Source organism: Virgibacillus halodenitrificans (genome assembly GCF_001878675.1).
Taxonomy (GTDB): Bacteria; Bacillota; Bacilli; order Bacillales; family Amphibacillaceae; genus Virgibacillus_Q; species Virgibacillus_Q halodenitrificans.
In genome coordinates this window covers 2820196-2846516 of the sequence record NZ_CP017962.1, presented here as the reverse complement: position 1 = coordinate 2846516, position 26321 = coordinate 2820196, and the positions used below count along the sequence as shown (strand labels likewise).

Sequence of the window (26321 nt, the reverse complement as noted above, 5' to 3'; positions counted from 1 at the left end):
AAAGGAAAAACCGGTTTGGAATGGTTTTTCCTTTTTGTAGTTATAGAACGATCATGTAAAAGAAAGGATGGAGAGCAATGAAACCAAACGTATTGTTAATTATGGTTGATCAGATGCGTGCAGACTGTTTGAGTATGTTAAATCATCCAGTTGTTGATACTCCAAATCTGGATCAATTGGCACGAAATGGAGCCTTATTTAACAACGCATATGCAGCGACGCCTTCTTGTGTTCCAGCAAGAGCATCTGTATTGACAGGGATGTCACAAACTTCCACGAAACGTGTAGGCTATGAAGACAAAGTAGTCTGGAACTATGAAAATACCATGCCTGGTGAATTTGCAAAGGCAGGTTATCATACCCAATGTGTAGGGAAAATGCATGTATATCCAACGCGGAATTTATGTGGCTTTCATAATGTTATTCTCCATGATGGATATATGCACTATAATCGTTTTAAGCACACAACGAAAAGCGTGGAATCATTTGAACAGACAGATGATTATTTAAACTGGTTACGAGATAAAGCAGGGAGTAATGTAGATCTTACTGATTTAGGATTGGATTGCAACTCCTCTACTGTAACAAGGCCGTGGGCTTTACCTGAAGAACTGCACCCAACTAACTGGGTTACAACGCAGTCCATTGATTTTTTAAGAAGAAGAGATCCAACCAAGCCTTTCTTTTTGAAGATGTCATATGTAAGGCCACACCCGCCTTTTGATCCGCCCGAAGCTTTTTATTCTATGTATCGGGATCTTGATTTGCCTGAACCACCTATAGGTAATTGGGCTAAAGAGGAAGATTCGACTAATGCAGGTTTGAACCCTGTAACCTCTGAAGGAATTGTGCCTAAAAGAAGATTAGAACGTGCCCAAGCAGCCTATTATGCCTTAATTACCCATATTGATCATCAAATTGGACGTTTTTTAATGGCGATGCAAGAATATGGAGTGTATGACAATACCGTTATTCTATTTGTCTCTGACCATGGAGAGCTCTTAGGCGATCATAATTTATATAGGAAAACGCTTCCGTATGAGGGGAGTGCGAAAGTACCTTTGATTTTAGCAGATCCAGGTAATTGTTTGGGACTAAATAAAAATACACAAATAGATAAAGTTGCCGAATTAAGAGATATCATGCCAACAATATTGGATGTAGCAAATATTGAAATTCCATCAAGTGTTGAAGGAGACAGTCTACTATCCTTATGGAAAAATGAAAATACCAATTGGCGTGATTACATTCATGGGGAACATGAGCATGGAGTAAAAAGTTATCATTATATAACAAATGGCAGAGAGAAATATATTTGGTTTTCACAAACTGGAGAAGAGCAGTTTTTTGATTTAGTTGAAGATCCTAAAGAGCTAACAAATAAAATAGAAGACCCAAACTATGAAAAACAAGTAAAGGTTAGAAGGGATCAATTGATTCTAGAGTTAGTTGGACGAGAAGAGGGTTATACAGATGGGAAAGAATTGTTTGCTGGAAGACCAGTTAAACCTACATTAAAAAACTAAAAAAGCTCTATTATTGAACGTATAAATCATTAAATACCGAGCTGGGAACTTATATAAATTTAGGAAAGAGGGAGAAATGAATGAGAAATGCATTGGGGATAGATATTGGTGGCACAAAGGTTGCCGCAGGAATAATAAATGAAAACGGTGATTTAATTCAAAAAGAAATGATTGAAAGTGATGCTTCAGATAGAGAAAAAATGTTTTCTCAGGTATGTACATGTGTAGATAATTTACTTGATCATTCAAGTATACCGTTAGCAGACATACATGGAATTGGCGTAGGCGTTCCCGGGAAAGTTGATACAGCTAAAGGTATGGCTGTATTTCAAAATAATTTACCATGGAGCAATTTTCCAGTAGCTGAAAGGTTACAACAACGTTTTTCAGTGGATTGTATTTCTGTTGATAACGATGTATATATGGCAGCATATGCCGAATGGAAGAAAGCAGAAATGCCCCAAGATAGTATTTTTATATATGTTACAATCAGTACCGGCATCTCCTGTTCCATTATACAAAATGGAGAATTTATTCGTGGCGCTGGGTTTGCTGGTGAACTTGGTCTAATACCTGTCGCTGAAACGGAAGTCGAAGGTAAATTGGAGCGCTTGGAAAAAGTGGCTTCAGGACCAGCCGTTGCACGAAAGGCTCAGGAGTTGTATAACAATGCTAATATAACAACTGCTGAGGTGTTTGACTTATTTTATAAAGGGGATGAAAAAGCACAAAAAATTGTTGAGCAAGCAGCTTTTTCGATAGCCCAGGGCATTTATATGTTAAATAGTATAATAGATCCCCAAAAAATTGTCTTTGGTGGAAGTGTAGCGATCTATAATCCAATGTTGATAGAGTTAATAAAAGATAAATTACGACTATACTTACTAGATGAACAAAAACATATACTACATGGGATTGACAACTGTCATCTGAAGAATGATCAGGGGATTATTGGAGCGGGGCTAAAAGTGTTGGCGACAAAATAGTAGTGAAGATGAGGGCTTTGATAATCCTAGTTACTCAACCTGTAACTCAAGTAAATATTCTTTTTTAATCTGAATGTTGCCTGATTAAGTTAATATTAGGTATTATGGATGTTAGAGAAATCTGAATAATTAACTAGATAAGAAAAAAAAAGTAAAGTGTTAATAAGTAGACTTTAGGTAGATTAAAATCACAAGAAGCAGTTACAGGGGGAGTAAAAATGAATATTTTATTAGCACCTGATTCTTTTAAAGGGAGTTTAACATCTGTACAGGTAGCCAGTATCATGAAAAAAGCTATCAAAAGCGTTTATCCAAATGATACTGTGTTGATGAAGCCAATGGCTGATGGTGGAGAGGGTACGGTTGATGTTTTATTATCATCTTCTCCAAATAGCAGGCGTATACCGATTTCGTGTACCGGCCCATTAGGAGTAACAATTGAAACATATTATGGAATCATAGATAACAATGTGGCTGTAATAGAAGTTGCCAATATTGCTGGATTGGTGCAAGTGCCGGATGGAAAGCGAAATCCAGATAATACTACAACTTATGGTGTGGGAGAAGTTATCCTGGATGCTATAAATAAAGGATGTACATCAATTATTATTGGGTTAGGTGGAAGTGCAACTAATGATGGGGGTTTCGGATTATTACAAGCATTGGGCATGGAAGCATACGATCAAAATGGGAAACGTTGTGGTATTTTTGGTAAGGATCTCCACTCAGTTAAGAGGATAGATGTTCAACAACTTGAATCTAAACTAAAAAATGTCTCAATAAAAGCAGCATGTGATGTTGAGAATATTCTATGTGGAGTTAACGGTGCAACTCAGGTTTATGGCAGGCAAAAAGGTGCAAGCAAAGAACAAGTTTTAAAATATGATGAATCACTAAAACGTTATCAGGAACTCATACGATCAGAAAAGGCAGTAAGTAAAGTAGAAAATGCTGCCCAAATTCCCGGTTCCGGGGCAGCAGGTGGATTGGGATTTGCTTTATTAGGACTTGGGGCAAAGCTCGTATCAGGTTCTGAACTTATAACAAACATTTTACAAATGGAGGAAGCCATCAAGCAATCAGATTTAGTAATAACAGGGGAAGGACAGAGTGATGAACAGACTCTCTTTGGCAAAGCACCTGCCTACATAGCTGATCTCGCTAAACTGCACGGTGTCCCAACGCTGCTACTTTCTGGTTCGGTTGTTGGGAATGCAGATTTATTAAGAGAAAAGTTTGCAGGTTGCTTCTCTATTATAAGCAGCCCATTATCACTACAAGAATGTATAAGAAATGCAGATGAACTTCTATTTAAACAAACGACTCAGATTACGCATTTCGTTCATTCTATTTTAGAACTGAAAATGACTAATTTAATGTAGCTCATATATGTTTATAATAAAAAGTAAGGAGTGTATTGAATGGAAATTCAGAAGGCGTACAAAAAAGGAGATAAACCAATCAATGAAGATTGCATTGTAGTGAATGAAAGAGCAAAGGTATTCGCTGCCATTGATGGTGCAACTGGACTTGCAGGAGTACCAGGTTACCTCGCCTCTCGCACTTTGCAGGAAGAACTGGAGAAGATGAAGGTAACAGATTGTCTCTACGAATACATAAAGCAGGCTAATAAAAGGCTTGGAATTAACATGGAAAATTATTATGAAGAAAAAATAGGTTTATTGACTAACAAAAGTATTGAAGAAATTCCGAGCAAATTGCGGAGCACCTCAGGCATTGCGGCTGTGAAAATTGAAGCTAACGGTAAGGGACTGAATTATGTACATGCAGGTGATTGCATGCTTTTCCTAAAATATAAAAATGGTGAAACACAAAAAATCACTTATGATGGGGTAAGCTATTTTGAAAACGAGGCCATCGAAGCAATGATTGAACTCAGGGAAAAGAACCCATCTATTAGTCTTAAAGAAATAGGAAATCAAATTCGCCCTATTCTGCTTGCCAACAGAAATAAACTGAATACTCCCGACGGTTATGGAATATTTGATGGCAGCGATCAGGCTTTAAACTATATTTCATATGGAAGAATTTCACTTCAGCAAGTTCAAAAGATTTTGCTTGTCAGTGACGGTCTATTATTACCTTCCAAAGGAAATGAAAGAGACGAGTGGCTGCAAACTGCTGAACTGGCATTTCGCCAAGGACTTAATTCCTTACTGGAAGAAGTCGAAAGTAGGGAAGAACAAGACGAAGAGTGCAGAGTGTATCCTCGACTAAAAACGAGGGATGATAAGACGGGGATTTTAATAGAGTTAAGTTAATATATCTAAGAAAACCTTTACATTATTAAAAAAATGTTTTATACTACATTTAAAGTGGTTATAACCACTTAGTGTTTTTACTAGGGAGGTGTGTAACAGGAATTGGATAAAAAAAGTAGAATCCCCCTTTATTTACAATTGATGGACGAGCTAATTAGGAAAATTAATAATAAAACTTATCAGGAGAATGAAAAGCTGCCTTCTGAACGGGAATTATGTGAAATTTATGATTTGAGCAGAATTACCGTAAGACAAGCGTTGCAGGAACTGGAAAGAGAAGGATATATATATAAACTCCATGGTAAAGGTACTTTCATTTCATCTAAAACATATAATCAGAAGTTGGTTCAGTTATACAGCTTTACAGAACAAATGAAAATGTTAGGAAAGAAACCTACAACCAAAGTAATCACTTTTCAACAAATTCCTGTTGATGACCGCTTGGCTGAAAAGATGGAACTGCAGCCTATGGATGAAGTGTTTCAAATTGTCCGGCTACGTTTAGCCGATGAAGAACCTTTAATGTATGAAACCTCCTATATTCCTAAGAAGCTTTTTCCAAAATTATCGAAAGAAACGTTAGAAAACAGACCAATGTATGATATTTTTCAAGAAGATTATCAAGTTGGTGTTACGAAAGCCAGAGAACATTTTTCAGCCACTACAGTTCGGCAAGAAGAAGCATCTTTTCTGGAAATGACAAAGGATCAGTCAGCAATGCTTATTAAACGCTATGCTTATCATCAAAAGAATTTGATTGAATATACAATTAGTATTGCGCGGGGCGATAAGTTTGATTATACAGTAGAATTAACTTAAAAACTCTATTAAACAATAACATATTAGTAGAGTTTTTTAATACACTAACTGGTTATGACAACATAACCTTTAATAATGAGAGGAAGTGTAATTAAATGTTTAATTTAACATCTGATGATATGAAGGATAGAGGTGCTACTCATACAGCCTCAGAAATTCATCATCAGCCTGAGGTATGGAAAGAACTTATAGCATCTTATTTTCAAAAGAAGGATACGTACCAAGAGTTTTTGGAAACGATTTATAAAAAGCATGGTCAAGTGCGGGTAATTTTAACTGGGGCAGGTACATCAGCATTTGTAGGTGATACGTTGGCTCCAGAACTAAACAAAATCAATAAAGATCGAATACAGTTTGTATCCATCCCTACAACAGATATTGTTTCTAACCCTAAGGAATATTTGCAGGAAGATCAGCCTACCATTATGGTGTCTTTTGCACGTTCTGGTAATAGCCCGGAAAGCGTTGCTACAGTTGAGCTCGCACAAAAGCTTATAAAGGATTTTTATCAAGTTGTAATCACTTGTAATAAGGAAGGGCAATTGGCAAAGAACATACGTAACGATGAGAAGAGTATTACAGTTTTAATGCCTGAAAAATCTAATGATAAGTCTTTGGCAATGACAAGTAGTTTTACTAGTATGATGCTGGCGGCATTTCAACTATTTAATCCTGAACCATTCACAGGTAATGGAATGAAGAAAGTAATTTCTAATGCAGAACAATTGGTAGAAAATATTGCTGTATCAGTTGATGAAATATTGGATTTTGACTTTAATCGAGTTATTTATTTAGGATCAGGTTCTCTTGGGCAACTTGCACACGAAGCTTCTTTAAAAATGCTAGAGCTGACTGCCGGAAATGTGGTGGCATTATATGAATCTTCTTTAGGATTCCGTCACGGCCCTAAATCTGTTATTAATGATGAATCATTAGTGGTTATCTTTCTATCAAAAAATGAATATACCCGCAAGTATGATATGGATATACTTAAAGAGCTTTCAGAAGCAAAAAATGGTATGAAAATAATTGCACTTACAGAAAAAGAGGATGAATCAGTTGCAAATCTAGCAGATTGGTGCATTCCAGTGAACTTTAATGACGAAGGATTAGACAATGACTTTCAGCTAGGTTTATTATATATTATTTTTGCTCAGGTACTTGCAATGAAAAAATCATTAAAGTATGGAATTACACCAGATAATCCAAGTCCAAATGGAACAATTAGCCGTGTGGTTCAGGGAGTAACCATCCATCCCTACGAATAAAAATAACAATCTTTTATTCTATGGTTCAACACATTAAATTTAATGAAGGGAAGTTTTAATTATGGCACAAGAAAATATATTAGAAACAAGAATTGATAATAGATTAATCCATGGTCAAGTTGGGGTTACATGGGCAAATCATTTAGGAGCAAATCTAGTTGTAGTTGCTAATGATAAAGTATCAACAGATGAAGTTCAGCAAAGCTTAATGGACATGGTACTTCCAGATGTAATCCAAGCACGCTTTTTTTCATTACAAAAAACGATCGATGTAATTCATAAAGCATCTCCAAAACAAAAAATATTCTTAGTTGTAAAAGATGTTCATGATGCGCTGACTTTAAAGGAAGGCGGAGTGGATTTTGATCATTTAAACATCGGTAACATGCATTATGAAGAAGGGAAGAAACAAATATCTTCTACGGTTTCAGTAGATGAGAAGGACATAGCTGCATTTAAACGTCTAGCTGAATTGGGAGTTGAGCTTGATCTAAGAAAGGTTCCTAGTGATCGAGGTCAAAACATTTTAGATTTGTTCTAAAAAATAGTGAAGAAGAGTTCGTTTAGTTCCGACGCCTATTTAGTGAGTAACCGCTAAAAATTTTAGTAATATGTTACCTTTATCATTAAAGGCGTTGGAATATGTTCTTACAATAGAGCTTTATAAACAGTAAGGAGGGTTTAAGAATGTTAATGGAAGCATTATTAATAGCTTTGTGGGCAGGTATTATCGGAATAGATTTATATGTAGGTCTCACGCATATTCACCGACCGGTAGTTACTGGTCTAGTAGTAGGACTCATACTAGGAGATGTTACTACAGGTTTGATAGTCGGAGGAACATTGGAATTAATTTGGATGGGAATGGTACCGCTTGCTGGTGCCCAGCCACCTAACGTGGTAATTGGTGGGGTAATTGGTACTGCATTTGGTATTATTGCAGGTCAGGATCCTCAAGTTGCTGTAGGTGTAGCAATACCTTTCGCAGTAGCAGTTCAAGGTTTGATTACTCTATTCTTTACTTCATTTGCACCCGTGATGCACAAAGCAGACCAATTTGCCTTGGATGCAAATTACAAGGGAATTGAACGGATAAATTATTTAGGTATGACAATTCTATTTGTTTTTAATGCGTTAATCGCATTTTTGCCCATTTACTTCGGCGCAGAAGAAGCTGCTAAATTAGTTGAAAGTGTGCCTGAGTGGATTATTAATGGTCTTTCTGTTGCTGGTGGAATTATGCCAGCCATTGGGTTTGCCATGTTACTTAAAATCATGATGAAGGTTGAATATGTCATGTTCTTCATTGTCGGTTTTATATTGGCAGCTTATTTGGAAATGCCAATACTAGCCATCGCTTTAATTGGTTTAGCTATTGCTTTATATGATTTTTATCAGAATAAAAACAAACCAGGGTCTGGTAATCAACCACCTCGAGAGGAGGAAATTACAGATGGAATCTAATGTATACGAATATGAAGATAAGACTCCCGCTGCACAACTCGAACCAAAGGAATTACGTCACTTGGCATGGAGATCATTATTGTTACAGGCTTCTTTTAACTACGAACGGATGCAGGCAGCAGGTTGGTTATATTCTATTTTACCCGGATTAAGGAAAATTCATAAGAATAAAAAAGATCTTAGTAAGTCCATGAAGGATCATATGGAATTTTTCAATACACATCCATTCCTAGTTACTTTTATTATGGGTGTCATATTGGCTATGGAAGAGAAAAAAGAAGATAGAGAGGCTATTAGAGGTATAAAAGTTGCCACAATGGGGCCGCTCGGCGGCATCGGGGATGCAATGTTTTATCTAACTTTACTCCCAATCACAGCTAGTATAGGTGCCTCACTTGCTGTCGAAGGTAATATTCTTGGGCCAGTTGTATTTCTTATTTCCTTTAACATTATTCATTTTGGGGTTCGCTTTGGTTTAATGAATTATGGTTATAAAACTGGTGTCAAAGCAATTTCTAAACTTAAAGAAGGAACGAAACATGTATCGAGAGCTGCTTCTATTGTTGGGTTAACCGTGGTTGGCGGCCTTATTGCAACCTATGTTTCCTTTAAAATAGACTATGTTTGGAAATCTGGAGAAGCAGAGCTAAATGTACAGACAGATATTATGGATCAAATTATGCCTGCTATGATCCCGCTTGCTTATACGCTTTTAATGTATTGGTTACTAAAAAAAGGCCGTTCACCTTTAATGCTTATCGGATTAACAGTTGTAGTGGGATTGCTTGGCTCTTTGTTTGGAATAATGTAATTGTGAATTTTATTGAGAAAGGATGAAAAAAAATGATAGGTATTGTACTTACTGGACACGGGTCTTTTCCGATAGGAATGCTGGAATCGGTTAAGCTTATAGCGGGTGATATAAAGCAAATAAGTGTAGTTCCATTTGAAGAGGATCAAGAGGTATTACAAAAAGATCTACGTGCAGCAATCGAAGAAGTGAATACAGGGGATGGAGTTGTCTGTTTTGCCGACTTAGCAGGAGGCACGCCATTTAATGTTAGTAGCAGGTTGGCTGCAGAACAAGAGTCTGTACGAGTTATTGGAGGTACCAACTCACCAATGTTATTAAGCAGTCTTTTTCAAAGGGAGTTAGATTTAGATGCATTTGTTCAATTAGCAATTGTTGAAGGTAAAGAGAATATTAAACCATTCGGCGATAAAAAGAAGGAAACAGTTGAAGCAGAGGATGGAATTTAAAAGAAGGTTTGATATCAATGGATTACATTATAAAAGCAAGTCGATTTTTACTTGAAAACGGTGAAAGAACAGATAGCTACTTAGCTATTAAAGATCATAAGTTTGCCGGATTTGTTGATAAGGTTCCAAATGGTGTGGAAATAAAAGACTGGGGCGACAGTATTGTGGCTCCGGGATTATTTGATACACATATACATGGGATTGCCGGGTTTGACATTATGGATGGCACGCAAGAAGCTGTTCGTAATATATCTGAAGAGATTGCAAAAATAGGTGTAACTCGGTTTCTACCCACGACGTTAACTTCCTCCAGAGCTGATTTAGAGAAAGCTATCATTGCTGTTAGACAGGCAGTTGTAGAAGGGTTGCCAGGTGCTGTTTCAGAAGGGATTTTTCTAGAAGGTCCTTATTTCACGGAAAAGCATAAAGGGGCACAGAATCAAAGTTACTTTACTGATCCCTCTCTTACAGAGTTTGAACACTGGCAAGAGTTAGCTGAAGGTTCAATTGTAAAGATAGCACTTGCTCCGGAAAGAGAAGGGGCTGAGCAATTTATTCAGACGGTTACGAACTCTGGGGTGTTGGCTAGCATTGCTCACACAGATGCGAGCTATACATGTTGTGTAGATGCTGTGGAAGCAGGTGCCCGAAATTTTGTACATCTATTTAATGGAATGTCGGGCTTACATCACCGAGAACCAGGAGTTGCAGGAGCAGCACTAACTCTTGCAGACACGTATGCTGAGATTATCTGTGATGGTTTCCATGTCCATCCCGAAGTAGCATCCATGGCTTATCAATTAAAAGGGAATAAGCTGCAACTGATTACGGACTGCATGCGAGCCGGATTGATGCCTGATGGTAAGTACCATTTAGGTGAGTTTCCTGTAGTGATGCAAGATGGAGTTGCTCGTACAGAAACGGGATCACTTGCTGGAAGCACCTTACGTTTAATTGACGGAGTGCAAAACCTTTCACAATGGACTGGAAAGAATCTAAGTGAAATCTGGCATCTTGGTAGTCTTTCACCTGCCAAAAGTCTTAATAAGGATAAACAATTAGGAAGTATTCAATCAGGAAAATATGCAGATTATGTTGTTTTGAGTCCTAGTATGGAAGTAATCATTACTGCAGTTAACGGAGAGATTGTGTACGAAAAATAATATAAAGAGTGAGGAGAAATAAAACCATGAAAAGTGAAGCTAAAATAGCTCGTTTAAAAAAACTAACGAATGAGAACGGATATTTCAGTGCATTGGCTATTGACCAAAGAGGAGCATTGAAACGGATGATGGGCGACGATACCACGAAAGAACAAATCGAGAGCTTTAAGTCACTTGTATCAGGTAATCTTACTAAGTATGCATCTGCGATTCTATTAGATCCGGAGTACGGCTGGCCGGCAGTGAATGAGAAGGATGCAAATTGCGGTTTGCTTGTTGCTTACGAAAAAACGGGTTATGACACTACCGAACCTGGGAGATTCCCAAGTCTTCTGCCTGAATGGTCTGTTAAGCGTTTAGTAGAAAAAGGTGCAGACGGTATTAAGGTACTAATCTATCATGATATCGACGATTCAAGTGATATTAATGAAAAGAAAGATGTATTTGTAGAACGGATTGGATCAGAATGTAAAGCAGAGGAAGTACCTTTTTTCCTTGAAATTATTACGTATGATGAAAACATTTCTGACGCTAAAGGTTCAGAATATGCAAAAGTAAAGCCTCGAAAAGTTATTGAGTCAATGAGGCATTTTTCTCAAGCGCGTTTTGGTGTAGATGTACTTAAAATGGAAGTTCCGGTAAATATGAACTTTGTAGAAGGATACGCTGAAGGGGAGGTAATCCATACACAAGAGGAAGCTGTTAACTACTTTAAGCAACAAAGTGAAGTAAGTGATATTCCTTATATCTTTCTAAGTGCTGGTGTAAGTGCAGAATTATTTCAGGAAACATTGAAATTTGCAAGAGAATCTTCAGCTTCCTTCCATGGCGTATTATGTGGAAGAGCAACTTGGAGCGGTGCAGCACATCGTTATAAAGAAGAAGGTACAAATGCTGCTGAACAGTGGTTGCAAAAAGATGGTAAAAACAATATTACTGAATTGAACGCAGTGCTCGATCATACGGCTTCCAGCTGTGGCTACTAATTTGATCGGACAATAAGGAGGAATGATTCTGCTTGATTTTAACAATAACTTTGAATCCTTCAGTAGATATTAGCTATCATCTTCCAGCCGAATTCAAGCTGGATACAGTAAATCGAGTTAACGAGGTATCCAAAACAGCTGGGGGAAAAGGATTAAATGTTACAAGGGTGTTGAAGCAGCTTGGTGAGGATGTTGCTGCCACTGGATTCCTTGGTGGCAATCTAGGTGCATTCATTCATGAAGAAATAAAAAATATGAATGTTCATGATCTTTACGTTCCTATTGCTGGTCAGACAAGAAACTGTATCGCTATTCTTCATGAAGAACAGCAAACAGAAATATTGGAAAGTGGACCTGAAATCTCTCCAGAAGAGGCCGTTTTATTCCTGGACAAGATGGAAGAATATATACATCAAGCTGACTATATTACTATATCAGGAAGTTTGCCGAAAGGATTAGAAGCCAGTTATTATAATGATGTATTAACCATTACTGGAAAAACGAAGACCCCAGTACTGCTAGATACAAAGGGAGAATTGTTGAATCGGGTGTTGGAGAATGATATAAAGCCTTTTCTAATAAAACCGAACCAGTCGGAATTAGCTGACTTAATCGGAAGAGAATTAACCACTGAGGTGGCTGTGGCTGAAGCTCTGCAGAGAGATGAACTCCGAGATATCCCATGGGTAGTGGTTACCATGGGTGCAGACGGAGCAGTTGTTAAACATATGAATAAACTTTACTATGTGCAAATCCCGAAAGTAAAGGCGGTTAACCCAGTAGGATCAGGGGATTCTGTCATTGCGGGCTTTGCTTCCGGATTAGCAAGAAATCTTAAGGGTGAGGACCTGATAAAGTATGGGCTAACCATGGGGGTTTTGAATGCTATGCAAGAAAAAACAGGTCACATTGATTCAACAAAGATTGGCTGGTGCATGAAGGAAACAAAAGTAGAAGAAATGAATATTTAATAAAAAATAATAGAAAAAAGAGCAGATCATGTGTTACTAAAATCTGCTCTTTTTTATTTTGGTTCTAAGTCAAATGACGTTGGTATTGAATTTTAGTCGATTTTAAAATGCATTTATTCGTCGCACTCTGGGGAGGTTAAGCTACCCTAGAGTGTGATTTGTTTTCATCAGATATAATAGGCTTCTTTGCCACAGGTTTAAATTTGAAATGTAATCGTATTCGGTTCTTGTAATGATTAAAATTCCGGTAGCCATATGCAATTCGATTGAGTACCTTGATCTTATTATTAATTCCTTCAATTCGGCCATTATTATAGGTATATTGGAAACTGTTTTTTATATAGGGCAAGTGCTTCCTTAATGTTTTAATGCTTGTTCTTAAATAGGTGGACGCTGCAGTTGGGCACTGTTTGCTTAACACGTTTTCCAATGTATGGTAATTCTTTTCATCAATGGCTTCCAATACATCCTGATATAAATCATAATTGATTTTAAGTTCTTCCCTATAATTCAATATCTCTTGCACTACTGAACTTTCAAGACGCTGGCCAAATAGGCCGTAGTATTTATATTCTGTATAAGATAAATTCGATCTTTTCTTCAGTAAAAGCTTCCAATAACGTTTAAGGCGACGATACTTCTTCTGATCTTCTCCATGAGATGTTCGGAGTTGGTTCATTATTTTAACACGCGTTTTATTCATTGCTCTAGAGATAAGTTGAACCAAATGAAAACGATCAATAATAATATCCGCATTTGGAAACATCTCTTTAATCAGACTTACATAACCTGCATTCATATCGATGGTCACGGTTTGCACTTGCTTTCTAGTTGATAAGCTATAATTGGTGATGAAATGATCTGTAATGGTGCGGTTATCACGACTATTTAAAATGTCTAAGATGTCACCTGTTTCAACATCGATATATTCAAAAGCCATCTTTCCTTTGGCATACTTAAATTCATCAAATGATAGATGCTTAGGCAGGGCATTGTAGTTCGGTTTATATGTATCCGCCTCTTTATTGATGACTCTCTGAACAGTTGCACCAGAGACACCACAGTCCTGCGAGATATCTTTAACGGACTGTGCCCCGGCTGATTTAATAATGATCTGTGCTTTTGTATTTGAGGATATAAAGCTATGGCGCTTCACGATATTGGTTTGCGCAGTAAAGCTTGTAACACAATGCTTACACATAAAACGCTGTTTACTCAATAATAAATAGGTTGGGTAAACTCCCATGGTGGGAATGGTAATACGGGATAACTGTGTTCCATTCTTATAAATAGTAGAGCCTATTTTTTCTGCTTGGCAGTTTGGGCATTGATCCACTTCATATGTTAATGTCGCCTTTATAAACTTACATGTCTTTCCCTTATGTTCTCCATACGTCACTGCATTTTCGTTCACATAAATATTTTTATCTTGAATATCTAACAAATTTCTTATATCATTTGATATAGACAAGTGAGTTCCCTCCCAGAATTAGTGTTCAGCGACTTTAATTCTACAGGGAATCTCACTTGTTTTCTATTTATAAACACAAAAATGACGTAGGTGAGTTTTCCCCACCAACGTCATTTATTGTACAACCTTTATTTTTAACTAAACATATTAATCGTTGTAATGATGATTGGCATTGCAAATACATCAATTAAGAATGCCCCTACAATTGGCACTACTAAAAATGCTTTGCGTGATGGTCCAAATTTACTTACAATTGCATCCATATTTGCAATGGCATTAGGTGTTGCACCAAGTCCATGACCGGTGAAACCACCGACCATTACTGCAGCATCATAATTTTTACCTAATAAGCGGAATAAAACAAACACACCAAATAGAGCGATAAAAATTACTTGCACAAGCACAATGACGAGTAATGGCAAAGCAAGATTAGCAACTTCCCATAATTTGATGCTCATCAAAGCCATTGATAGGAAGATACCCAAAGTTATGTCCCCAATGATGCTAATACTCTTCATTTGAATTATTTCGCCATTAATTCTATCCAGTATATTTCTAACGATAACAGCAATAAACATGGCACTCACGTAGTTTGGTAAAGCAAAACCAGATAATTGTGTAAATAAATCTCCAACATAAGAGCCTACGGCCATACATAACGTAATAATAAAAATTTGCGTCATAAAGGTTCTTGATTCTAATTTCTTATTTTCCGAGTTCCCAAGGACAGGATTTTCCATTTCATGTTCCGTTTCGGATGGTTTAAGATCATATTTATTAATGAGATATTTTACGATAGGTCCGCCGATTAACCCACCAGCTACCAAACCAACAGTCGCAGCTGCTAAACCAACCGATAACGCAGAATCTACGCCCATTTCTTCTATTGTTGTCCCAAAAGCAGTAGCAGCACCATGTCCACCTTCCATGGAAACAGCACCAACAACTACCCCGATTAATGGCTCAATATGGAGCAATTTTGCAAAAGAGATACCTATGATACTTTGAACAAGTGCTAAAAAACCACATGCCAGCCAGTAAATTACTAATAATTTACCACCTAATTTAATTAACCCAAAGCTTGCTCCTAATCCTACTGTAGTGAAGAAGGTAAGCATAAAGAGTCCTTGTAATGAAGTATCTAAGGTAACATCAACTAAATTTAATGTCTTTAGTAAGGTAGCAAGGATAGCAAATAGAAGCCCACCTACTACAGGGGCTGGAATACAAAAACGATCTAATAAGCCAATTTTAGAATTTAAATATTTTCCTATCATAAAAACAGCTACAGCTAAGAAGATGGTAGTTACTTGATTTAGTTCTAAGATCATATTTTCGCCTCTTTTCTTTTTCTAGGTGTATATAAAGTGTTTGATTCATTTGTAGTAATCCTCTTTGATGAGAGGCATTTACATGCAGAATGAAATACGTTGTGTTTTATTTATGGAAGTGGTTGATTACTTCTGCTACCAAATATGCTCCCAATTTTACGGTTCTTCCGTCCATATCTAAATCGGGATTCACTTCAGAAATGTCAAAGCTAAGAACATTATTTTTGGCTGCAATGTAGCGTAACAAGTGACGTACTACTTTAGGTTCTAATCCAAAAGGTGAAGGGGCACTTACACCTGGCGCGGCACTTGCAATGATAGAATCTGTGCATAATGTAACAATAATGTGGTCATATTTTTTGGTGAAGAGATCAATCTGTTGAAATGTATTCTTATAATTATCTGTAGTTACGTCTTCTTCAAGAATATATTCACAGTTGTAATCGTCTGCAGTTTTAAAAAGTTCTTTGGTGTTTCCGAATTCTTGAATACCAATGCACAAATAACCTGCATGTTTGTCTTGCTCCAAAATTTGTTTAAACATAGTACCAGAGGTAGGTTTTTCTTCGCTCCTCATATCAAAATGGGCATCAATATTTATAATCCCAATTGACGATCCATGTGATACGTGTTTTCGGGCACCTAAATAGTGACCATATAATGTTTCATGTCCTCCTCCAAAAATAATTGGTGTCCGTCCTTTTTGGTACAGCATTTGAATTGCGTTCCCGAGCTCCGCTTGCGCAGCTTCCAGTTGGTTTCCTTCACAAGCAATATTGCCGACATCTTCTATTTTTACCTCTTCGTGGAACTGAAGCGGGAGGGAAGCCATAGCTTTTCGAAGTGCATTAGGTGCTTTTCTGGCACCAATACGCCCTTTATTCCTTCTAACACCTTCATCGCTTTCGAATCCAATAAATGTAAAACCGCTTTCAAAATCAATCGGTTCGTTCTGAGAACGTTTGAGGATAACCTGATGTAACCGAAAGGCATCTCTGTTCATATCATCATCTATTCTTCCAGACCAATAATGTTCCTCTGGTTCTGTATACATGAAAAGCACTTCCTTTCTGGAATTATCAAAAAACTTCTTATTTTTATTTTATAATAGTTTTGTATATAATTACTAATACTCATTTTTAATTGTTCTATAAATAAAAACTATAGGAAGGGAAATTATTCCATGTATTTACGGGAACTATATTATTTTGTAACGATTGTGGAAGAATCTACATTTACAGCAGCTGCAGTAAAGCTTCATGTAACTCAACCCACATTAAGTGCGACTATAAAGAAATTGGAAAGCCGCTTGGAGTTGCGCTTATTGGACAGAACTTCAAAAGAAATTACGTTAACAAAAGAAGGATCTATTTTATATAAAGAGGCCAAAAAGTTACTCATTCACTATGATCATGTATTTGAAGAAATGGATCGATTAAAAAAAGACGGACCATTAGAAATAGCCATCGGTTCAATTGAATCTGCTAAATTTTGGTTGCCGGAAGTTCTTGTTGGTTTTAAGGAGCTATATCCAGATATTTATTTGAAAATCTTTGATGTGTTGGGTCAATCAGACGTAGAAAAAGCTTTAAACAGTTTTGAGATTCACCTTGCGATTACAAACCAATATGTTGCACACCCTGAAATTGAAGTTGTACCTCTGTATGAAGAGGAATTGGTAGTACTTCTTCCAGGGAAGCACGAGCTAGTAAGTAAGGAATTTTTAACAGTAAGAGATTTACAGACAATCCCATTCATATTGTGTAAGGAAGGCTTCCAAACAAGGCAGGATGTAATAAATGCTTTCCGGAAAAAAGGAATTAAGCCTGCTGTGCAATTTGAAATAGAGAGATTTGAAACAGCATGCAGTTTAGTAGAAAAAGGGTTAGGAAGTACAGTAGTACCACAGAATTATATAAGTGAGGATTCACTTAGAAATATGAGTGTTAAACGATTAAAAGATCCAGTGCTTTCGAGGACTGTCTATTTAGCGACAAATAAGAACAGATACTTGCCGCCTATTGCTACACGCTTTATAGAGGATGTTCATAGCTACTTTAAAAAAGTTTAATAAGAAGGTATGAATAGACCTACAAACCATGGTCTTATTATATAGTAGCCAATTGCTTAATTTGGCGAATCCGCTTTCATCAATTAGGACAAACAGATTGACAACCATATGAAAATAAGGTAAATTTAAAAAGTCGAATGTTTTTATAGATATTAAAAATAAAGTTCGGTTTTAGGAGTGTTATAAATGGAAAAAGTTTTTGATTATGAGGATATTCAATTAATTCCACGAAAATGTGTGGTAAATAGTAGGTCAGAGTGTGATACAACTGTTAAATTGGGTGGTTATACATTTAAGTTACCTGTTGTACCAGCAAATATGCAAACAATTATAGATGAAAATATAGCTATAAATTTAGCTGAAAATGGTTACTTTTATATCATGCATCGTTTTCAACCGGAAACGAGAGCAGCATTTATAAAGGACATGCAAGCTAAAGATCTGATTGCTTCAATTAGTGTAGGGGTTAAAGAAGAAGAGTATGCATTTATTACAGAACTGGCAGAACAGAAGCTTGTTCCAGAATTTATTACTATTGACATTGCCCATGGTCACTCAAATGCAGTAATCAATATGATTCAGCATATCAAAAAGCATTTGCCTGAGAGCTTTGTTATTGCAGGTAATGTGGGTACACCGGAAGCAGTATGGGAGCTTGAACATGCTGGCGCTGATGCTACAAAGGTTGGTATTGGTCCTGGTAAAGTATGTATTACAAAGATAAAGACTGGATTTGGTACAGGTGGATGGCAGCTCGCAGCAGTTAGATGGTGTGCAAAGGCAGCCACAAAACCGATTATTGCTGATGGCGGAATTCGTACACATGGTGATATTGCGAAATCTGTTCGGTTTGGTGCAACAATGGTTATGATTGGTTCTTTATTTGCTGGTCATGAAGAATCTCCTGGCCAAACGATTGAGAAAGACGGAAAAGTGTATAAAGAATATTTCGGTTCCGCATCGGAGCACCAAAAAGGTGAGAAGAAGAACGTTGAAGGTAAAAAGATGTATGTAGACCATAAAGGACCTTTAAAAGATACGTTAATTGAAATGGAACAAGATCTGCAATCCTCTATCTCTTATGCTGGAGGAACAGACTTAGAAGCAATTCGCAGAGTAGATTACGCAATTGTTAAAAACTCTATTTTTAATGGAGACAAAGTGTATTAATATGTATAAAAAAACAGGCTGGCACATGCACAGCCTGTTTTTTCTCGTTAGTAATGAAAAGTTTTAAATTAATTCGCAAAATAGATAAACTGCGAAGTAACTTGGTTGTCTTTAGCGTATGAAAAATAACTGTGTTGCTGGAAAGTTCACTGAAATATTGAATCTGATTACACCACCGCTACGGAAAACACTGCGCTTTTCGGGGGCGGCTGATGAGCCTCGGGCCAACACGATGTTGGTCATGAAGGCGTTGCGACAATGGGGTTTGGTGGGGCGAGTATGCGCAGCCCCAGGACGTCGCGACTTTAGCCTTCCAGTCCCTATAACGCATTCCGGGGTCTCACCTATGCCTCATCTCCCCCAGAACAAGGAAAGCTTCGGAAGCAAAGCATCGCACGAAGAAAATGTGCACTTTCATTTTCAAGGAGTCTCCGTATTTTCCTCCGCTTAAGTGTTGCTTTTTAGCGATAAATGAACTTAGTATTGATAGTAAAAAGGTCACTTTACAATCCCGAGGACAAGTGTAAGACCCACTCCGCATTTGGAATATTAAAGCTTATACAAATTGATTGGAGTGGAGGGCGGCAAAGAAGACACTGTGAGGTAACGAACAGATGTCGCGCTTGTACCCGGAGGTGTGAAAGCGCCCCCCTGCAGTGGAAATCAATGGGGCAGTTCTCCTCAAATATTTACTGAGCTTTTCATCAATAAAGTTACGTCGCAGTTTTCTCCAAATACGAAAATAGAATGTAGAAGTTACGTTTGCGGCATTACATATTAGAAAATTTTCCATTGCCGAGATGATACAAGTAGTTTTGTTTAGTATTTATAATTGGTAGATAATGATATTTCTGAAAAGAATACCTGGTCCTAAACATACAAGATGCTGTCATTAGAAATCAATGCTATACTCAACACAAGAATATCACTAACGAAAGGATGTCAAAATAAATGGGAAAAACAGTTTTTGGTTATGCAGGTACATACACCCGTAAGACAAGTGAAGGTATTTACCGATTTTTACTGGACACAGAAATAGGTGAATTACGTGAAGTTGAACTCGCAGCTAACGTGGGAAGTCCAACTTATTTAACGATAAATCCAGAGAAAAATAGGCTTTATTCCGTTGCACAAGATAATGAGATGGGCGGTGTACGCGGCTATGTGATTAATAGGGAAACAGGCAATTTAAATGAAATAAATGGACAGCTTGTGGAAGGAGCACCACCATGTCATGTGGATTTTGGTAAAGATGCCCTTGTAACAGGTAATTACCATAAAGGTACAGTAGGATTACATGCAGTTAATGAAGCAGGGGAGCTGGAGCAAGGGGTGTTCAGAAAACATGAAGGAAGCGGTCCGCATGATCGACAAGAAAAGCCACACGTCCATTTTACTGGTTATACACCAGAAGGTAACTATATTGTTGTTGCTGACCTTGGCACAGATGAATTGGTAACTTACCAGACGAGTGAAGAAGGGCTAGAGCATGTATCCACGTTGAAAGTGAACCCTGGAAGCGGCCCACGCCATCTCACCTTTCATCCAGACGGTAAGCATGCTTTTCTATTGACAGAGCTTAGCTCAGAGGTTCTTGTACTTGACTATGACTCAAACACAGGGACATTTTCAGTAAAGCAATCTATTAAAGTGATACCTGGTGACTTTAAAGAAACAAATGATGCAAGTGCCATTCATGTTACTACAGATGGTCAGTTTCTTTATACAGGGAATAGAGGTCATAATAGTGTTGCAGTTTTTCAAATAGATCCAAAAACAAAAGAGCTTTCACTTATTGAAATAGTTGCATCTGGAGGGGAATGGCCACGTGATTTCGTTTTGAGTCCTTGTGAAAATTACCTTGTGGTGTCCAATCAGCATTCAGGAAATATTGTGCTATTTAAGAGAGATATACAAACAGGAAGATTAGAAAAGACGAGTTCGCAAATTGATGTACCTGAAGTAGTGTGTGTAAAGTTTCTAGATTAAAAAAAGACTGCATATGGAGCAATCCACATGCAGTCTTTCTTTTACTTCCAGAGACCTTGATCTTCAAGTTTTTTCTTACCATTAAAGGCAATAATAATAGCTATTATATTTACAATAAACATACCGATAATAGCATATAACACAGTAGTATAACTTCCAGTGAAATCATATACATATCCATATACAGGCAATGCTACGATAGAGGCTACTGCTAATCCTAACGAAGCAGTTGCATAAATCTGACTGTATTCCTTATTTCCGAATAATGCAGTAGTTAGTGTCGGAGCCAAGGTACCAATGGAAGAAGCCATAAATCCAAGGATAACAGCGGCAATACCGATGATTAATGTGCTTTCTGCAAAGAATAAGAACATGATCACCGAAATGATTCCAAGTACCATAGCCAAAAGGGATGTGTTTTTTGCTCCTAGCTTGTCACTAAGGAACCCTAATACCAATGCACCAACTAACACACCAATCATGTAAATCCCCATGATATTACCTGCAAAAGTAACGCTATACCCTTGGTTCGTAAGGTATGTTGGAATATGAATAGAGAAGCTGGCAATTGCTGTAATAAGGAAGAAGAACACTGCCAATGCATAAAAAGCAGATGATTTCTTTGCTACAGCCATAGTTACTCCCTTATCTTCTATTTCTTCATTCGATGGGTTGCCTTCAGCACTGGTAGAAGCTGCACCATATGGAAGTAAACCTTTTTCCTTTGGTGAGTTTCTTAAGATTAATAAGATAATAGGCACTACCACTACAATAACTGCAAGACCAACATATATATATGCACTGCTCCAGCCTTGGTTAGCAATCAAACCACCAACAACTGGTTGGGCAATAGCACCTACTGCGCCGCCGGCAGCCCCCATGATACCAAGCGCGAGTCCATTACTCTTTTTAAACCACTGATTGATTAATACTGGACCTGCAATAACAGTAATAAATACTCCACCTACTGCTAAAGGAATTGATAAAATGTACCAGCCCCATACTGATCGCATTAAACCAAAGGCTGCAAAAGCACCAGCTTGAAGTATAATAGCGATAGTCAGTAGCATACGAGTATTATATTTCGCCATCATTTTACCACCAATAGGCAGGAAGATTAGTGTGACGATAGAGGAAATACTTAGATATAATGTTAAGCTTCCCATTCCTATATCCAAATCTTTAGCTACCGGAGGCAGATACAATCCGGCTGAGTTGTTTAGTGCACCTTTACCTAAACCAACCATAACACAAAGACCAATTAGTATTAGCCATGCATAATGAAATTTACTTTTTGACTTACTCATATAAACCCCTGCTTTCTCTAAAATGAAAATCTTCTTCTCCACAATGCCCCGAACCAAATTTATTATTCTTATCTATGAAAATAAACTGTGTAAGAAAATTATTTATTATTGTTTAGGACTGTATAGTTTAACGAATTATATTTTAACATTAAACTATTTTGCTTCTCGATGATATTAAAAAGTAGGCACAATGTCAAGATATTTTAAGAAAAATTGTCGAAATATGTCAATTAAAATTAAAAAAGCACAAAGATTTACTTTGTGCCAAAAGTGCAGTTAGTTCCATAAACCAGCTTTCTTTAATTTTTCCGTACCTTTAAATGCAAATAGAATTAGTAATATATTGATTCCCATCATAGCAATAATTCCTATTAAAACAGGGGTATAGCTTCCTAAAAAGTCAAAGATATAGCCATATAATGGTAGAGCAATAATGGATGCAACGGCTAATCCTAAAGACGCAGTAGAATAAATCTCACTATAATTCTTACTTCCAAATAAACTTGTAGTAAGTGCTGGAGCCATGGTACTTATGGCATTAGAAGCAACAAAGCCAAATAGAACCACAGCGATTGTTACTAATACAGCATTACCAGTAATAAAGGTTAAGATAGCGACAGCTACCATACCCAAAAGCATTGCAGAAATAGCTGTTTTCTTTGAACCGATTTTATCAACGAAAAAACCAATCGCTAGAGCACCAAACAGTACTCCAAGCATATAACCACCCATAACATTACCTGCAAAAGTCACACTATATCCCTGATTAATAATATATGTTGGGATATGAACAGTAAAACTTGCAATGGATGTCACAAGAAAGAAGAAAATTGCAAGTGCATAAAAAGCAGATGATTTTTTTGCGTCGACCATAGAAACTCCTGTTTCTGTTAATTCTTCTATAGGTGAATCCTCTTTATTTTCATTTGCTAAGACTTCTTTAGCACCATATGGAGAAATACCAATAGCTTGTGGTGATTTTCTGAATAACAGGATAATAACTGGTATGGAAATTATTATTACGGCTCCGCCTAAAGCGATATAAGCAAATCGCCACCCTTGGTCTGCTATCATATTTCCTATGGCTGGTTGAGCAAGAGCCCCAAGAGCGCCCCCGGATGCACCTAAAATTCCTAGCGCCAGGCCATTTTTTTTCTTAAACCATTGATTGATGAGCACTGGACCCACAATTACAGTTGTAAAAACGCCACCAATTGCTAATGGGATTGCAAATATATACCAGCCCCATATGGAGCTCATGAAACCAAATGCTACAAAAGCGCCTGCTTGAAGAATAATCGCTGTGACTAAAACAGCTCTTGTATCATACTTTGCCATTAATTTTCCACCAATAGGTAGAAATACCATTGTAATAACAGCGGCCACGCTTAAGTAAAGAGTCAGATTTCCCATCCCTATATCCAGATCTTTGGCAACAGGGCTCAAATACAATCCGGCTGAACCGTTAAGTGCACCTTTGCCTAATCCAACAACAATGCAGAGCCCAATTAATACCCACCAAGAATAATGAAACAAACCTTTCTTTTTCCCCATCTTTCTACCCCCGAAGTTCTTCTAATTATTTTTCTGAATTCACTCAGCTATATGCTATTCATTATTGTTTAATGGATTGATGTAGCAGAATTAATTCGTTACGTCAAGAACTTCTAGATCATACATAAATAATGACAGCCTGTCAATTAGAATTTGGGAATAGATGTAGAAATTTGTCAATCGAGAAATGTGAATTTAGCTATATTTTGTTATATAGTAGCGTGCATATTAAGTTTAAAAAAATTTCCTTAATGAAACTCTACCGGCTTATCTCCTTTAGAAGGGTTTCGTTTAGATAGCAAAAACTGTTTTTGTTCATTAAAAAAAGATTTATAGGCTAGATGAAGGAAAATTAATACCGTAATAGATACAGTACCTGCCACACCAAGCATAACAGCAATTTGGTATTTCACTGCGGTAACGGGTTGTTGACCTGCAATAATTTGCCCTGTCATCATGCCTGGAAGAAAGACAATTCCCATACCGACCATTGCGTTAATCGTCGGTAGCATAGCAGAATCAAATGCCTCGTTAATAATAGATTTAGCAGCTTGTTTTGGTGAAGCACCAAGCATCAAAGCACCTTCCACTTTATCCTTTTGATCTCGCATTCCATGAATTAAATTATTAACACCAAGAGCTACACCAGTCATTGTCTTTCCTATAATCATGCCACCAATAGGTATAAAAATTCGCGGATCATACCAAGGGTCTAATTGAAGAACTATTAGCATCATGTAGGTTAAACTAATACTAATACCAATCACCATAGCCAATGCTATCATTTTTTTTAAGGGAAGCTGAATGGTTGCTTTTGTACGCTGATAAACATTAAAAATAGCAAAGCCTAACATGAATAAAATAATTCCTACTGTAAGTAATGGGTGGGGATGATCAAAGATATAGATGAGGATATAGCCTACAAGAATTAATTGCAATGTCATCCTTAGAGTTGAGATAATAATTAATTTTTTACGTGGAATTTTCTTTATATGTACAATTGCCAAGACGACGAGGATAAATAAATAGGCGGAAACAACCTGCCAAAAAACTAAGTCCATTGCCTCACTATTATTCATACTTTTTCTCCTTCCACATTGTAACTGTACATGTCCATTTTAATTAACTTATCTGCATACTTCTTTGCTAAATCTTGATCATGGGTTACCATAATAAGCTGCTTATCATGATTCTTTGAAAAGTCGATTACCTTTCCTAATACATGCTCAGCTGTTTTATCGTCTAGAGCAGAGGAGGGTTCATCAAGTAAATATACTTCAGCAGTATCCATTAACAATACCCTTCCAAGGGCTAAGCGTTGTTTCTCTCCTCCAGACAGTTCGCTTGCATTTATATATAGATCTTTGTCTAACTGCAGCATTTGTAGCATTTCCTGCAATTCTTTCTCTTGAGGACTTCTTTGGCCACAGAATTCATGGCCAATTACCAAATTATCATATATGGTTCCATCAAAAATAACCGGTGTTTGAGGTACCATTACGACTTTTTGGCGAAGCTTTATCGGATCTATATCAACCAATGATCTATCGTTATAATAAATGTTACCTTTTGATGGTGTATCAAGGTTATTCAGTAACCTGAGAAAGGTAGATTTTCCACTACCACTCTGACCGACAATACCTGTCACTTGTTCTTCGATTTTTACATGGTTCATTCCGAAAATGGAGGCTACTTCTACGTCTACTATTTCAAACAAGTTGCTTATCTCCTTTCAATTTTCACACAAAAACAGAATACATCTTATTCTATACCCCAAGGGTAGGATTTTAATCTTGTATTTAACAAACTGTTATGAGATGAATGGAATGAATACAATAAAAAAAGCTTGGCACGAATTCATGCCAAGTCTTTTATTCTACGCTTTTTTTATTGATTATAAGCACCGTGCTTAACAGGACCCACATATTCATTAAGCTTCCAACCATGTTTAATAGCTTCATACACAAAATCTTTTGCTGTCTCAACAGATTCTTTTACAGACTTTCCAAGTGCAAGATTAGATGTAATAGCTGCTGCAAACGTACAGCCAGCTCCATGGTTGTAAAGGGTGTCAATTTTCTCATTTTCTAACCAACTGAAATCTTTCCCGTCATAAAAAAGGTCAATAGCTTTATCATGTTCCAAAGCTTTTCCACCTTTTATGACAACATTTTTCGCGCCTAGTTCATAAATTTTCACTGCAGCATCTTTCATTCCGTCCATTGTTTTAATTGGACCTGTACGAGCTAATTGACCAGCTTCAAATAAGTTCGGAGTAATAATATCAGCACGAGGGAGAAGTAGCTCCCGCATTGCATCTGTGTTCTCCGGCTGTAATACCTCATCTTCCCCTTTACAAACCATAACGGGGTCAATTACCACATTTTCCAATTTATGTTCATCTATTTTCCTGGCGCCTAGCTCGATAATCTCTACAGATCCAAGCATCCCCGTTTTCATTGCATCTATGCCAACGGATAAGATCGTATTTAGTTGCTTTTCCACGATTTCTACATCAATTGGATATACTCCATGGCTCCAATTGTTATCCGGGTCCATTGTTACAATAGAAGTCAAAGCGTTCATGCCGTAGACCCCGTGTTCCTGGAATGTTTTCAAGTCTGCTTGTATTCCTGCTCCACCACTAGAATCAGATCCAGCAAGTGTTAGTGTTTTTTTCATTGTCATGTGAAAGCCTCCCTT

The 26321-nt window shown here is 37.2% G+C and carries 24 protein-coding genes; 16 read left to right on the top strand and 8 right to left on the bottom strand.

Annotated elements, in window-relative coordinates; all coding sequences use genetic code 11:
• Positions 1–77 precede the first annotated feature (77 nt).
• The 13 genes from BME96_RS14595 (at position 78) to BME96_RS14535 (ending at position 12725) form a co-directional block, all read left to right on the top strand.
• Positions 78–1526, top strand: coding sequence for an arylsulfatase (locus BME96_RS14595; protein ID WP_071649401.1), 1449 nt, complete (start codon positions 78–80; stop codon positions 1524–1526).
• Between the two features lie 80 nt (positions 1527–1606).
• Positions 1607–2512 (top strand): ROK family protein, encoded by a 906-nt coding sequence (locus tag BME96_RS14590; RefSeq protein ID WP_071649400.1) that lies wholly within the window; start codon positions 1607–1609, stop codon positions 2510–2512.
• Positions 2513–2730: 218 nt separating this feature from the next.
• On the top strand, positions 2731–3894 hold the full coding sequence (locus BME96_RS14585; protein WP_071649399.1) for a glycerate kinase: 1164 nt from the start codon (positions 2731–2733) through the stop codon (positions 3892–3894).
• A 39-nt stretch (positions 3895–3933) separates the two neighbouring features.
• Positions 3934–4794, top strand: coding sequence for a hypothetical protein (locus BME96_RS14580; RefSeq protein ID WP_071649398.1), 861 nt, complete (start codon positions 3934–3936; stop codon positions 4792–4794).
• 102 nt (positions 4795–4896) lie between these two features.
• A complete protein-coding gene (locus tag BME96_RS14575) occupies positions 4897–5613 on the top strand; it encodes a GntR family transcriptional regulator (protein WP_019376863.1) in 717 nt (238 codons plus the stop codon).
• A 95-nt stretch (positions 5614–5708) separates the two neighbouring features.
• Positions 5709–6881, top strand: coding sequence for an SIS domain-containing protein (locus tag BME96_RS14570; protein ID WP_019376864.1), 1173 nt, complete (start codon positions 5709–5711; stop codon positions 6879–6881).
• 61 nt (positions 6882–6942) lie between these two features.
• Positions 6943–7422 (top strand): PTS N-acetylgalactosamine transporter subunit IIB, encoded by a 480-nt coding sequence (gene agaV / locus BME96_RS14565; RefSeq protein WP_019376865.1) that lies wholly within the window; start codon positions 6943–6945, stop codon positions 7420–7422.
• Between the two features lie 146 nt (positions 7423–7568).
• Positions 7569–8345, top strand: a complete 777-nt coding sequence (agaW, locus tag BME96_RS14560) for a PTS N-acetylgalactosamine transporter subunit IIC (protein WP_019376866.1) — start codon at positions 7569–7571, stop codon at positions 8343–8345.
• Entirely contained in the window at positions 8335–9156 is an 822-nt protein-coding gene (locus BME96_RS14555; protein WP_019376867.1) for a PTS system mannose/fructose/sorbose family transporter subunit IID, read from the top strand. The genes agaW and BME96_RS14555 overlap by 11 nt, the downstream gene beginning before the upstream one ends.
• Positions 9157–9188: 32 nt before the next feature.
• Positions 9189–9605, top strand: coding sequence for a PTS sugar transporter subunit IIA (locus tag BME96_RS14550; protein ID WP_019376868.1), 417 nt, complete (start codon positions 9189–9191; stop codon positions 9603–9605).
• Between the two features lie 17 nt (positions 9606–9622).
• On the top strand, positions 9623–10768 hold the full coding sequence (gene nagA, locus BME96_RS14545; RefSeq protein WP_071649397.1) for an N-acetylglucosamine-6-phosphate deacetylase: 1146 nt from the start codon (positions 9623–9625) through the stop codon (positions 10766–10768).
• A 26-nt stretch (positions 10769–10794) separates the two neighbouring features.
• Entirely contained in the window at positions 10795–11754 is a 960-nt protein-coding gene (gene lacD, locus BME96_RS14540) for a tagatose-bisphosphate aldolase (RefSeq protein WP_071649396.1), read from the top strand.
• Between the two features lie 32 nt (positions 11755–11786).
• The gene (locus BME96_RS14535) at positions 11787–12725 is read left to right on the top strand and encodes a hexose kinase (RefSeq protein WP_071649395.1); all 939 of its coding nucleotides are present in this window, start codon (positions 11787–11789) and stop codon (positions 12723–12725) included.
• A 136-nt stretch (positions 12726–12861) separates the two neighbouring features.
• Here the strand turns inward: BME96_RS14535 and BME96_RS14530 are convergent, their stop codons facing one another.
• The 3 genes from BME96_RS14530 to hutG all read right to left on the bottom strand — a co-directional run bounded on the left by BME96_RS14530 (position 12862) and on the right by hutG (position 16581).
• Entirely contained in the window at positions 12862–14190 is a 1329-nt protein-coding gene (locus tag BME96_RS14530; protein ID WP_071649969.1) for an ISL3 family transposase, read from the bottom strand.
• Between the two features lie 140 nt (positions 14191–14330).
• Entirely contained in the window at positions 14331–15527 is a 1197-nt protein-coding gene (gene gltS / locus BME96_RS14525; RefSeq protein ID WP_060680497.1) for a sodium/glutamate symporter, read from the bottom strand.
• A gap of 106 nt (positions 15528–15633) precedes the next feature.
• Positions 15634–16581: a formimidoylglutamase gene (hutG, locus tag BME96_RS14520; RefSeq protein WP_071649394.1), complete on the bottom strand. Its 948-nt coding sequence runs from the start codon at positions 16579–16581 to the stop codon at positions 15634–15636.
• A 129-nt stretch (positions 16582–16710) separates the two neighbouring features.
• Here hutG and BME96_RS14515 point away from each other — a divergent pair, with 129 nt between their 5' ends.
• The 3 genes from BME96_RS14515 to BME96_RS14500 all read left to right on the top strand — a co-directional run bounded on the left by BME96_RS14515 (position 16711) and on the right by BME96_RS14500 (position 20757).
• Positions 16711–17598, top strand: coding sequence for a LysR family transcriptional regulator (locus tag BME96_RS14515; protein ID WP_060680501.1), 888 nt, complete (start codon positions 16711–16713; stop codon positions 17596–17598).
• Positions 17599–17784: 186 nt separating this feature from the next.
• Entirely contained in the window at positions 17785–18768 is a 984-nt protein-coding gene (gene guaC, locus BME96_RS14510; RefSeq protein WP_019376875.1) for a GMP reductase, read from the top strand.
• A gap of 951 nt (positions 18769–19719) precedes the next feature.
• Positions 19720–20757 carry a lactonase family protein gene (locus BME96_RS14500; protein WP_071649392.1) on the top strand — a complete coding sequence of 346 codons (1038 nt, stop codon included), beginning with the start codon at positions 19720–19722 and terminating at the stop codon, positions 20755–20757.
• Positions 20758–20798: 41 nt separating this feature from the next.
• Here BME96_RS14500 and BME96_RS14495 read toward each other — a convergent pair whose 3' ends face one another.
• From BME96_RS14495 to pdxK, 5 genes are all read right to left on the bottom strand, one after another.
• The gene (locus tag BME96_RS14495; protein ID WP_071650022.1) at positions 20799–22064 is read right to left on the bottom strand and encodes an MFS transporter; all 1266 of its coding nucleotides are present in this window, start codon (positions 22062–22064) and stop codon (positions 20799–20801) included.
• A gap of 276 nt (positions 22065–22340) precedes the next feature.
• Positions 22341–23618 (bottom strand): MFS transporter, encoded by a 1278-nt coding sequence (locus tag BME96_RS14490; protein ID WP_071649391.1) that lies wholly within the window; start codon positions 23616–23618, stop codon positions 22341–22343.
• Positions 23619–23866: 248 nt separating this feature from the next.
• A complete protein-coding gene (locus BME96_RS14485; protein WP_071649390.1) occupies positions 23867–24697 on the bottom strand; it encodes an ABC transporter permease in 831 nt (276 codons plus the stop codon).
• Complete coding sequence (locus BME96_RS14480; RefSeq protein ID WP_019376881.1) at positions 24694–25335, bottom strand: ABC transporter ATP-binding protein; 642 nt, start codon at positions 25333–25335, stop codon at positions 24694–24696. Before BME96_RS14480 ends, BME96_RS14485 begins: the two co-directional genes overlap by 4 nt.
• Positions 25336–25505: 170 nt before the next feature.
• Positions 25506–26306, bottom strand: coding sequence for a pyridoxine/pyridoxal/pyridoxamine kinase (gene pdxK, locus BME96_RS14475; protein ID WP_019376882.1), 801 nt, complete (start codon positions 26304–26306; stop codon positions 25506–25508).
• Positions 26307–26321 lie beyond the last annotated feature (15 nt).